Annotated in this window: 7 protein-coding genes and 1 pseudogene; 4 read left to right on the plus strand and 4 right to left on the minus strand. The window is 44.7% G+C overall.

Annotated features, from left to right (window positions below):
* Positions 1–381: 381 nt before the first annotated feature.
* From HYN51_RS00855 to HYN51_RS00865, 3 genes are all read right to left on the minus strand, one after another.
* Positions 382–3,423, minus strand: a complete 3,042-nt coding sequence (locus HYN51_RS00855; protein WP_192878429.1) for an autotransporter outer membrane beta-barrel domain-containing protein — start codon at positions 3,421–3,423, stop codon at positions 382–384.
* Positions 3,424–4,177: 754 nt separating this feature from the next.
* Positions 4,178–5,173, minus strand: coding sequence for an MBL fold metallo-hydrolase (locus tag HYN51_RS00860; protein ID WP_108901121.1), 996 nt, complete (start codon positions 5,171–5,173; stop codon positions 4,178–4,180).
* A gap of 79 nt (positions 5,174–5,252) precedes the next feature.
* Positions 5,253–5,831 carry a hypothetical protein gene (locus HYN51_RS00865; protein WP_108901122.1) on the minus strand — a complete coding sequence of 193 codons (579 nt, stop codon included), beginning with the start codon at positions 5,829–5,831 and terminating at the stop codon, positions 5,253–5,255.
* A gap of 169 nt (positions 5,832–6,000) precedes the next feature.
* Here HYN51_RS00865 and yccX point away from each other — a divergent pair, with 169 nt between their 5' ends.
* The 3 genes from yccX (at position 6,001) to birA (ending at position 9,059) form a co-directional block, all read left to right on the plus strand.
* Positions 6,001–6,273, plus strand: a complete 273-nt coding sequence (gene yccX / locus HYN51_RS00870) for an acylphosphatase (protein ID WP_108901123.1) — start codon at positions 6,001–6,003, stop codon at positions 6,271–6,273.
* 768 nt (positions 6,274–7,041) lie between these two features.
* Positions 7,042–8,079, plus strand: coding sequence for a UDP-N-acetylmuramate dehydrogenase (gene murB / locus HYN51_RS00875; protein ID WP_108901124.1), 1,038 nt, complete (start codon positions 7,042–7,044; stop codon positions 8,077–8,079).
* The gene (gene birA / locus HYN51_RS00880) at positions 8,076–9,059 is read left to right on the plus strand and encodes a bifunctional biotin--[acetyl-CoA-carboxylase] ligase/biotin operon repressor BirA (RefSeq protein WP_108901125.1); all 984 of its coding nucleotides are present in this window, start codon (positions 8,076–8,078) and stop codon (positions 9,057–9,059) included. Before murB ends, birA begins: the two co-directional genes overlap by 4 nt.
* A gap of 35 nt (positions 9,060–9,094) precedes the next feature.
* Here birA and coaA read toward each other — a convergent pair whose 3' ends face one another.
* Positions 9,095–10,048: a type I pantothenate kinase gene (gene coaA, locus HYN51_RS00885; RefSeq protein WP_108901126.1), complete on the minus strand. Its 954-nt coding sequence runs from the start codon at positions 10,046–10,048 to the stop codon at positions 9,095–9,097.
* A gap of 235 nt (positions 10,049–10,283) precedes the next feature.
* Between coaA and hypF the strand changes: the two are divergent.
* Positions 10,284–12,565 (plus strand): annotated as a pseudogene (gene hypF / locus HYN51_RS00890) (carbamoyltransferase HypF).
* Positions 12,566–12,613 lie beyond the last annotated feature (48 nt).

Here is a 12,613-nt window from a genome sequence, read left to right on the forward strand (position 1 = left end):
GTAAATGTGTCCAAAGAGTGTTTTTCCCTGATTGTAGTTTATCAGTTATTATTTAAACTTACATTGTTAGGTACAGTGATATGTTGTAATTAAACATTTACTGAGCATATTTTATTTTTTTCACCAAGCGTTTAATCTATTTATATAAAATATGTAGTAAGTTTTTTTAGTTAATTGAAATTAAAGTGATTTATTTTATATGAGAGGATGGAGATCGATTTTAAGAAACTGATTTTTTCTTATAATTGATTTCTATTCTTGGAATAATATGCTGAAAAGGAGGCAGGTAAATATAAATTAGTGATTTATTTCTAAAAAAACGAAAAAAACCTTCATAACGTTTTGACAAGCAAACATTATGAAGGTTTTGAATAATAATAATTAGAAGCGCCAGTTTATATAGACTTTCGCCCCATGATCTTCTGTGTTATTACCGACTTGACCGTTATACATGGCACCAATTTCGGTATTTGGCGTTACTTTGATTTCAGCACCGGCTTCTAACACGGCCACATCTTTACTGATTGATGCACCCTCAACACTGAAACTATTGGCACCGACAAAATTAACTTTTTCTGTTGGCGTAACATCATTGTAAGCATGACGCCAGCCGGCATTCCCCCAGATTTTGGTGGTCTGGCCATTTTCCAGAGTAAAGTGTTTCGTCACCCGACTACCCAAGGTTGTAAAGAAGGTATTGGTACTATCAGACGCACTATGCAGTTTGGCATTGCCACCACTTTCAGTGAAGTCATCGGTTTCAATATGAACATAGGCGGCATCAATATAAGGCTCAACAGATAGAGTCTGTGTCACATTGAACAGATAACGCGCTTCTGTAAATACTTGTGAGGTTGAGGCGTTATAATCAGCATTCAAGTCATCTCGTATTGTCTGGAGCCTGACTTTTCGTTTAGTTGAGTAGTCATTCAGGGCATACGAAACACCAGCGTGCAGGTTAAAGTTATCCCATTGTCCTTTGGTATAGGCACCAATTTGGTAATCATAACGATCGGCGGAGGAAGAGCGATCGGATACGGTAATATCCGCTTTACCATAACCGCCGACCAGACCCATTTTCCATGTTTCATTCAGGGATTTATCAACACCTAAGAAAACACCCGCAATGTTACGTTTCATCTCAGCTGTATCGTTAGAACTGTCAAATTTACCCCACGATGCATAAATATGTCCCCATGCACCATCACCTACGGCAGGATCTTGTAGACGGTTATTCACTGCTTCACGGATAAAGCGACTATCTTCTAACTGAGCACTTTTTGCAGAGGCGTGGATTTCACCTGAAAGTTGATCCAATGCATGTTTAGCCGACTTCTCATCCGGTTGAGATATGATTTCGTCATGAATCTCACTGGGTTGCTCAACAATATTTTCCGCAACACTACATTCATTTGAGCTCATATTAGCAGTACAAATATCTTGTTGATTACGGGTGATGGTGAGGTAGGCGTTATTCTCGTCATACTCATAGTTTGCATTCACATACAGTAGCGGAGATATGGCAGCAAACTCGCCGGTAACACCACCAGTGGAGGAAAGAATATGCCAACGGCTGCCTGGGACATAAAGCACACTATCACCATTATCCCGAACTGTGACTGCTGAGCCGTTCAATACCGTACTGCCATTAACTTGGATCAGATCGGAAACATAAGGATTAGGCAATGCGCTATTGGTCGTGATATCAACAATATAATTAGATCCAGACTCCATGATGAGATTACCATTAATGGTAATACTCTCGGGTTCTGTTGAGTTTAGTTGTCCTGGGGAGATAATACCGCCATTGCCTACGGTGGTATGACCGATGCTGCCAATACCTGTCAACGTACCGCCATTGGAGACGGACATCGCGCCACCCAGCATATTATTAACAACCAGCGTACCTCCGGTAACTTCGGTTTTGCCGGTAAATGTGCTTTGGTTAGCATTAAAGACGGTCACACCATTGACTTGTTTAATGGTACCCTGACCTTCTGCACTGCTGACCATTTCGGTTTCAAAAATATAAAGGCCACTGTTGTCCGTGTGGTTAAAGACAACCGTACCGTCTCCGGCACCAAATACGATTTTGTTAACTTCCAGAATACCTGCCGCTTCAGCCGACTGATCTTCGGCGGCACCAAAATTAAGTGAGCCAACACCATCGGTTTGATTTCCCAGATAGAGGTCACCCAGTTGGCTGTTATTGTATTCTGACTTCATATAGTAAGTAGACGAGTCAAAAGAGAGATGGAAATCGGTCTTTCCAAGTGAAAGCTTACCACCATTAGCGAGAGTGACTGTACCTGTGCCGCTTTCCCCAATTGATAGATTACCGATTTCTCCAGTCTCACTACCATAGAAAGTATGCCCAGAAACATTCCAGACACTGCCTTCACCGGAAACCAGCACTGAGCCTTTACCGCCATTAACCCCTACATAGGCTCCAATGTTGGTGGTATCTTCTGCGGCTGACATGGTTGCCATATAACCACTATCGGTGATTTGAACGGTACCAATACTGCCAGCACCTTGACCGATGGTTAAACCCTGAGCAAAGTAGCTTCGGCTTTGTATGACTTCATCATTAAGAACCGTTGAACCCGAAATATTCAGTGTACCTTCACCCTGATTTAAACCAATAATTGAGGTTGGTAGGGCATACGAGGATATACCGTGTCCCGCGGAGAAACTTGCTTTTCCGCCAGCGAGGATATTCATGGTGCCTTTGCTGCTAATTCCGCTATTGCTACCATCACCGAGAGTAAATGAAACCGGATTAATACTGTCGTAATGGGAATTGATATCAAGTTCGCTACCGCTAATGTTCAAGATGCCGGTACCACCATCGATACCAATATACGTATCTTGAGCACTGATTATTGAATTACCCATGAATTGGTCGGTAGTATTTTTACCAATGCCAAATAACGACATAGTTCCATGGCTATTTAAGCCAGAACCAATATTTATGGTATCAATCTCATCAAGGCTACTGGTATTTCCGATCTTACCATGTTGGTATTCTACTAAACCTATTGCCCCAGCACTTCCGACAGTGATAGTGCCATTGTAATAATGGTCTGATGAATCATCAGGGCTACTGATTATTTTTAGATAGCTATTATTATTTTCGCCTTGTCCAATAAAAATGGGAGCTGAACCGATATCCGCATTATAATTGTCGAGAATTAATTTTACTTCTTGCCCGTCACTGTTTTTTATATACAAGATGTCATTATTACCTGGTACCAGATTTGTCGACCAGTTCATGCCATCAAAAAATAGATTATTTCCTGTATTATTATTCCAAATGGCTTCCTGAGCCTGTGTTTGAATGGTTACAATGCTTGATAATAGACTGATTAACAGTGCTTTTCTCTTGAATGAATATGACTTTTTTATTGGGTTCTGTTTCATAACCGCATCTTCCATTGTTACGGGAAATATTAAAAAATAAATATTGTTATTTTTTAACTATATCATCTGAAATATTAACTTTCATTAATATTGTAATTATTTGTTGGTTTTTATTCTGTTTTTTAAAATATTTGACGATCGATTTATTTAATATTTCTAATAATTCTGAGCGATTTCATTTACGACGATTTTGCCTTGGTTAAGGCTGTGGCAGGGAAAAAATGAGTAATTAGAGATGGTGTTTGTATTTATTTGGAAATTAATTGGTGGGGATAATATATATAAATTTTTTTTTATAAAAACAAAAATAACCCTAGAATATTAACAACAATCAAGTTGTTTTAAATTTATTGTTAAAGCAACTTTGCCTTTTGATAAAAAATATTAATTAGATCTGAGTTTCAGCCGTCCTATTCGAGTGAGCATTAATAACGGTTAATGTAACCAGAGCAGAAGAGAAAAGCAGAGCGAAAAGGCTTCAATGGCTGGATAAGCAGGGTAAACAGACCGAGCTCAGGGGCGTATTGGGCGCGCATGTTCTATTTTTTGGCTCAAGTCGCAGGGCGGTTTGCGTTGTACCATTGGCTTCCGGTAAGTGAGTTCTCAACTGATGTTTGTGGTTAAGTAAAAGCCGGGCTGATTTATCTAAATCTTTACTTTAAATATTGAAGGTCGGGATCATAAACCAAATTCTTTATGGTTAATGAATACCATAAAAAAGGCAGCGAAAGCTGCCTTGTGATCATCAGCGGGATTATTTGTCTGACGTTACAATAATGGGGCTGTACTCAATAGGAACCCATTTATAACCTTTACCTTCAACGCCAACATGTCCAAGCCCTGGAAAAGGCAAGTGTGCTCCTGCAATCCACAGGTCATTTTTAGCGATGTTAGCAAACATCTTTTTGCGGGTTTCTATGGCTTGTTTACTGTTAACATCGAATTCGAGTGCCACTTCAGGATGAGCAAATTGAATGGAATGGCTGTGAACAATATCACCCCAAACCAGCAGATTCTGATCTTTTGAGCTGAATAAATAGGAAGAGTGACCCGGCGTATGGCCCGGTGTCGCTACCACTTCTACTCCAGGAATCAAAGTATCCCCAGGGTTATAGACTTTAAACTTATCCGCTGTTTGATAAGGAGCCACCGCATCCTGAGCCATTTTGAATAAGGGCTTTGCTGTATCCGGTGCTTTAGCCATCACCGCAGAACTTAGCCAGTAGTCAGCATCACCTTTGGAAGCGTAAACCGTAGCATTAGGGAAAGCCATCTTACCGTCATCAGCGATACCACAAGTATGATCAGCATGCAGGTGGGTTAATAATATGGTGTCAATTTGCTCAGGAGAGTAACCCGCAGCTTTAATATTGCTGTTGATTGCCCCCAGAGTTGGGCCAAAACATTTAGCGGTACCGGAATCCACTAATATTAGATTTTTTCCGGTATTAATCAGATAGGCATTAACGGCGGTTTGTACGCCATTGCTGCTATCGATAAACATTTTGTCCATCAGGGTCTTGGCGTCTTTAGCGCTGATTCCTTTGAGAAGTTTATTATCGATTTTGACATAACCGTCATACAGTGCGGTAATTTCAAAATCGCCTAATTGCATTCGGTAATAGCCGGGAACTTGTACTTTTTGTTGGGCTGGCGTTGATATATTAGCCGCAGCGGGTTGCATCGCTGTAATTAAACCGGTACCCGCTATTGTCAGAGCAAGCAGAATCCGGCGAACGTTTGTTTTCATACTTGATAGTTCCTCTGTGTCTGATGGTGGTGATCATGTCCCTATTAACTATAGAGGTATTATCACTAAATAAAAGCTCTCAGGCTATCTTTACAATACGGCACTGTTGGCACAATGGATAGCTGTCGATATATGGCTTAATTAACTGATACATAACGTCAAATTGGTTGCCGTATAGATATAGTGCGGTTTCGGCGCTGTCTTGGTAGTAGCTGTAAATGCTACCTTCTTCTCCCAGCCGTTTTTCGATTTCTGCCCAGACTTCGTTAATATCGCAATTTTGGTAGACTTCATTCGGCAGGTCGGTACCGTTAAGATAAAGTCCTAGCCCTTCATGTTTGCCAAAAGGAATGACTTTATCCCCAATACTCAGTCTGGAACCTTTTGGAGAAAGCGTATTGTTCAAAAAATCCAGGATATGATCGATAGCCTGTTCGCTGCTATCGGTGGCTTCAATTTCAATATCACACTCCTGGATTTCACCATTATCTTCCAACAGCGAACCGCCACCGCAAATATCACCGATATTTTGCTTGTCGAGTACGATACTTAAGGCATCGGCTAAATCAGCACGGTGCATTGGCTGCAATTTAGCGTTTAGTGTGATGGTAATGAATTCTTTTTGGGGAGTCTTCTTGCCGAAGAGATTTTTAAACATGTCAGATTCCTTCTGAGCGTTGTCATTTTTTATCATCCGTTGCCACAACAAACGATCGTTGAGGCCACGTATATGATAATGAATATATCCAGTAAATGATGTAATCGATTTCTTATTTTGCGAAGAAATTATAGAAAGAGGTTTTCTTTCAATAAATAAAGGAGGCAGGATGAAAGTCTGTTATATGGCTTATGTTTCGGGGATTGTGCAAGGCGTTGGATTTCGTTACTACACTCAGCAACAGGCAACCGCGCTGGGAGTGACGGGCTATGCCTACAATATGGATGATGGTCGCGTTGAGGTGTGCGCCTGCGGCGAGCAGCAACAGGTAGAGAAGTTACTGGCGTGGCTCAAGGTTGGGCCGAAGTCGGCGAGGGTAGAAAGGGTGTTGGTGGAGCCGCGGGCGGTGATGACGATTGAGGGATTCAAAATTAAATATTGAGGCTGGTTTGTTGTGGTGTACATTTCGCCGCCTCAAATGTTGAGCTTGGCGCAGTAATGGTGTTTGCGTCGAGCAAAGGGGCGTAAGGCCGAACGCCCCTTTGTATTTCCCGCGCTTGCACAAAGCCGCTCCAGATGTTGTTGTTTGAATGTTTAGTCCAGTGTAAGTTTCGCCGTTTTAAGTGTTGTGTTTATCTCGGCAACGGTGTTTGCTCTCCTTGCGCCTGTGCAGCCGACTGTTGACCGCCGCGTAGCGGCGGCAACCTCAGCCAATAAAAAAGTCGACGTACCGGCGCAGAGCCGCTCCCTACGTCGCTGCGCCTTTCGCCGTATCCCTGCGGCTCATACTACTTTTTTATTGGCTGAGGTAACATTCGGATGCTTTAACCTGAAGGGCGAAGTGAAAGGTCTTACTCAATATTTCTCAGAAAAGCAAACCAAAGCACAGGTCGCAACCTCAAAACACCTTAGCCCATATAGGCAGTGACTGGTGTACAGACACAGAACCAGTCTGCAAATACAGCGGCGATTCAAAAGGGCGCGGGGTTGTCAGGGGTGTTCGCCCTGACCCTCCTGACTCGACGTGGGCTGCGGGGCCGAGTCAGCCTTAGCATTTGAGGCGGCGAAATGTACATCGGATCAAAACAATCTAAAACAACAAATGCCCCAAAATCCCCCAAAATATACGTAGTATTAAATTTCAGGTAGACTTACCCACATCATTTTCCCTGTATTTTAATCACCCGTAATAACTACGTCAGGACCTTCTATGACTCATCCATCCGTATCGATTCAGAATCTTCATACTTTTGGTTTACCCGTTCATGCTCAGCGTGTGATTGTTGCTGAATCTGCAGATCAGTTGATCGATGCATGGCAAGAGTCTGAACAACAGCAGTGCCCGGCACTGTTGCTGGGGGAAGGCAGTAACATGCTGTTTTTAGAGGATTTTTACGGTTGGATTATTCAGAACCGTATTAAAGGCAGAGAAATCGGCCAGTCGGCTAATAACTGGTATCTACATGTTGGTGCTGGTGAAAACTGGCATGAACTGGTGCGTTATGCGCTGGAACATAACATTGCCGGCTTAGAAAATCTGGCGCTTATCCCCGGTTGTGTTGGTTCTGCACCCATCCAAAATATCGGTGCTTATGGCGTTGAGCTGAAAGATGTTTGTGAATATGTCGATCTCCTCAATTTGCGATCCGGGGAGTTAACCCGATTGAAGTCTGAACAGTGCCATTTTGGCTATCGGGAAAGTATTTTTAAGCACCAGTTCCGCGATGGCTATGCCATTGTAGCCGTTGGTTTAAAACTGGCGAAACGCTGGAAACCGGTCTTAACCTATGGGGATCTGCGTCAGTTTGATCTGGAAACAGTGACGCCAAGGCAGGTATTTGAGGCCGTTTGTACGATGCGTACCAGTAAATTACCTGACCCCAGCGTGACTGGAAATGCGGGCAGTTTCTTTAAAAACCCAGTGGTAAGCGCTCAGCAGGCAACAGAGATTCTGAAACACTATCCCGGGGCTCCTCATTATCCACAGGCAGACGGCTATGAAAAACTGGCCGCAGGTTGGCTGATTGATATGTGCCAACTAAAAGGCCATCGTATTGGTGGTGCTGCCGTTCATCAACAGCAGGCGCTGGTACTCATTAATCAGGATAATGCCACCTCGCAGGATGTTCTCGCTTTGGCTGCTTACGTGCAAAAGCAAGTGGCTGACCGTTTTCAGGTTATATTGGAGCCGGAAGTTCGTTTTATTGGCAAAACGGGTGAGCGCAATGCGCTTGAGGTGTTGGCATGAAAAATATCGCCGTGCCATTGCAACTGGTAAAGATATTATCTGACGGTGAATTCCACTCCGGTGAGCAAATTGGCACTGAACTGGGGATGAGTCGTGCCGCCATCAATAAATATATGCAGACTTTAAAAGATTGGGGACTGGATGTATTTACTGTTCCCGGCAAGGGGTATAGCTTGCCCGCGCCCATCCAACTGCTTGATGAACAATTGATAAAGCAACGTTTATCTGAAGGGCGGGTGACGGTATTACCGGTGATAGACTCTACCAACCAGTATCTGATGGAGCGACTGGAACAACTTCAGTCCGGCGATGCCTGCGTGGCCGAATATCAGCAGGCGGGTCGTGGTCGCCGTGGACGCCAGTGGTTTTCTCCGTTTGGTGCCAACCTCTACCTGTCTATGTTCTGGCGTCTGGAGCAGGGGCCGGCAGCGGCTATTGGCCTAAGCTTGGTGATTGGTATCGTCATGGCTGAAGTTCTGCGTAAATTGGGTGCAGAAGGCGTAAAAGTTAAGTGGCCTAACGACCTCTACCTGAACGATCGTAAGCTGGCAGGCATTCTGGTTGAGTTGACAGGGAAAACCGGAGATGCCGCCAATGTGGTTATTGGCGCGGGTATCAATTTGAGCATGCGCGAGCCGGACAGCAAGGTGGTTAATCAACAGTGGGCCAATCTAGCTGATAGCGGTATCGCTATCGATCGTAATCAGTTAGTACCTTGTTTGCTTTCAACCCTGCGGGAATCCCTGATTCAGTTTGAACAGCAAGGCCTGGCACCATTTATTTCTCGTTGGCGTAAGCTGGATAACTTTATCGATCGACCGGTGAAACTGTTGATTGGTGAACAGCAAATTCATGGTATTGCCAGAGGGATTGATAAGCAGGGTGCATTATTGTTGGATCAAGACGGCGTACTTAAACCTTTTATAGGCGGAGAGATTTCGCTGCGCCCCGATAACGACTCGTTAATTCCCCGCGTTTAACACAGGGAATATTATGTAGTTATGGGGTTGTTCGGTTACTTACGTAATCGAACTTTCTCTACCGCATGGTTTTCCCCTTTGGTCAGAATCAAACTGGCCCTTTCTCTGGTAGGTAGAATGTTCTGAATCAGGTTTTTTCCATTAATCTCCAGCCAGATATTATTGGCAATCTTAACAGCCTCCTCTTCAGACAGCTGTGCATAGCTGTGGAAGTAAGAGTCAGGATCGGAAAATGCGCCTTGACGGAACTTAAGGAAGCGATTGATGTACCATTGATGCAGCAGATCTTCTTTAGCATCAACATAAATAGAAAAATCGACAAAATCGGAAACGAACACTCTGTGCGGTGATTGAGGATAATCCATCCCGCTTTGTAACACATTAAGCCCTTCAAGAATCAGAATGTCTGGTTGTTCAATAATCTGAGTTTCGCCCGGTAAAATATCGTAAGTCAGGTGAGAATAAACTGGAGCTTCGACGCGTGGTACACCTGATTTGATATCTGAGACAAAACGTACCAAATTCTGAATGTCATAAGACTGGGGAAACCCCTTTTTCTGCATCATGTCCCGTTCACGCAGAATATGGTTGGGATGCAGAAAACCATCGGTGGTGACTAATTCAACTCTCCGGTGTTTAGACCAACGGCTCAGCAGCGCTTGTAATACGCGAGCACTGGTACTTTTGCCTACGGCAACACTGCCTGCTACGCTAATAATGTAAGGAACCCGTTGGTTTTTGATTCCCAGAAACCTCTCCAGTACTGCTTGATTTTGCAGGTTACTGTCGATGTAAAAATTTAGCAGGCGAGAAAGCGGCAGATAGACTTGAGAAACTTCATCCAGTGAAAGGTCTTCGTTGATCCCTTTCAGGCTAATAATTTCTTGTTCGGTTAACGTCAATGGCTCTGAATCCCTCAGAGCAGCCCACTGCTTACGACTAAATTCCATGTAGGGGCTTAAAGTAAATAGTTGTTGTTTGTTATTCATAAACCGTACTCTGTTGGTCAGCATCCTGTGTATTGTTATTGCGTCATAGCTGCGGGCCGAACAAGGGAATAGTCGACGTGAGGTGACATTATAGACATCTTCGGTCAAAGCCGAGTAGTTTTTGTGGCCTAATTGATAATTTCTTTGATCTTTTTGGGTGACCCGTAGTGCTGGGTAGCGCAAAATAACGGTTGTACGGGCGATAATCGTGAACGATGTGGTTAAGGGGCATGATGTGATATCGGATGGGATACAGCTTCGGGTTAAAGGAAAGGTTCAGGGAGTCGGCTTCCGTCCTTATGTATGGCAATTGGCTCATGATTTAGCGTTAACAGGCGATGTCTGTAATGATGCTGAAGGCGTATTGATTCGTCTGGTGATGCCACCAGAAGACATTTATCAGACTTTCTTGACGCAACTTTATGAACGCTGCCCGCCGCTGGCTCATATAGAAAGCATTATGCCTTACTCTTTCAACTGGCAGGCCTTGCCGATGGATTTTACCATTCGTAGTAGCGGTGAGGGTCACATGGATACTCAGGTCATTCCCGATGCGGCAACTTGCCCCAGTTGCCTGAGCGAACTTTATTACCCCGAAGACCGACGTTACCGCTATCCTTTCATTAACTGCACACATTGTGGTCCGCGCTTTACCATTATTCGAAAAATGCCTTATGATCGGCCTTATACGGCAATGGCTGAATTTTCTTTGTGCTCAACGTGTTCAGCGGAATATGCGTCACCGGCAGATCGCCGTTTTCATGCCCAGCCCAATGCCTGCCCAATTTGTGGTCCATATATCTGGCTTAGCCGTAGTGGTGATTCGCCAACGGTCGAGATAATCGGCGATAATGCACTGCATCAAGCGGCTGATTTATTGTTAAGCGGTGGTATTTTGGCAATAAAAGGTTTAGGTGGCTTTCATTTGGCATGTGATGCCACTAATGGCGATGCCGTTAATACATTGCGCCAACGTAAACATCGTCCGTCTAAACCTTTAGCCGTTATGCTGCCCTCGCCACAATGGCTGAATTACTGTAGCCAAGAGCGGAGTGAAGCATTAAAGCAGCTATTAACGAGTAGCCCAGCGCCGATTGTTCTGCTGACTCAATCTTTGGGTTCTCCTTTAAGTGATGCCATATGTCCGGGGTTGGATGAAGTTGGGTTGATGCTGCCATCAAATCCTTTGCAGCACCTGTTAGTCAACATGGTAAACCGGCCGCTAGTAATGACTTCCGGCAACGCGTCAGGCAAACCGCCTGCGTTGTCTAACCAGCAGGCGCTGGATGATTTAACCGATATTGCGGACCTGTGGCTGATGCATAATCGCGATATTGTGCAGCGGGCAGACGACTCGGTTATACGTTATCATCATGGCAACGCGGAAATGTTACGTCGTGCCAGAGGCTATGTCCCTGATGCCATTGAACTACCGGGTGGTTTTGAACATATTCCATCGGTTCTTGCCATGGGTGCCGATCTGAAAAATACTTTCTGCTTGTTAAGAGGCAACGCTGCCGTACTCAGCCAGCATTTGGGCGATCTGGACGATCTGGATATCCAGCAGCAGTATCAGCAATCATTGATGCTGTTTGAAGATATTTATCATTTTACACCAGAGACCATCGTGGTTGATGCCCATCCTGGTTATGTCAGCCACCGCTATGGCAGAGAACTGGCGGTGCAACGTGGACTACCGCTTATAGAGGTTCTGCATCATCATGCTCATATTGCAGCCTGTCTGGCGGAGCACGGCTGGCGAAAAGAGCAAGGGCCGGTAATTGGTCTGGCTCTGGATGGCTTAGGTTATGGTGAGAATGGTCAGTTATGGGGAGGAGAGTGTTTGTTAGTTGATTACCAGCATTGTCATCACCTAGGAGGATTGCCCGCAGTAGCAATGCCGGGGGGGACAAGGCTTCTTCTCAGCCGTGGCGAAATCTGTTAGCGCAGTGGTTACGTTTTGTTCCCGACTGGCAGAAGCATTCTGCTGCGGCAGTGATTACCCGAGAAAACTGGTCTCCGTTGGCGGTTGCGATTGAACGAGGGCTAAATTCACCACAAGCTTCGTCTTGTGGTCGCTTGTTTGATGCGGTTGCAGCGGCGCTGGCAATATCTTCTTCTGCTATCAGTTGGGAAGGCGAAGCGGCCTGTAAGCTTGAGGCACTGGCGCGAAAATGTTGCCTAACCGCTCATCCCGTAACGATGCCAGTCGTTGATAATCAGTTGGATTTGGCAACATTCTGGCATCAATGGTTGGCATATCAGGCACCACCCGCAGAGCGGGCCTATGCGTTTCATGATGCATTAGCACAAGGTTTTGCCACAATGGCGAAGATGTTTGCTCAACGATACCAGATCGATACTGTCGTGCTGTCTGGCGGCGTTATGCACAATCGCTTATTACGTGGATTAGTCGTTCAGTATCTGGGGGATATGCACGTCATTTGGCCTGAACGTTTGCCGATGGGTGACGGTGGATTATCGCTTGGGCAGGCAATTATTGCGGCAGCTCGTTAATAAGTGGCTATCATTGATCTGTTGTTGGGAACTGGCGACGCAATAATT

Source organism: Limnobaculum parvum, from assembly GCF_003096015.2.
GTDB lineage: Bacteria > Pseudomonadota > Gammaproteobacteria > Enterobacterales > Enterobacteriaceae > Limnobaculum > Limnobaculum parvum.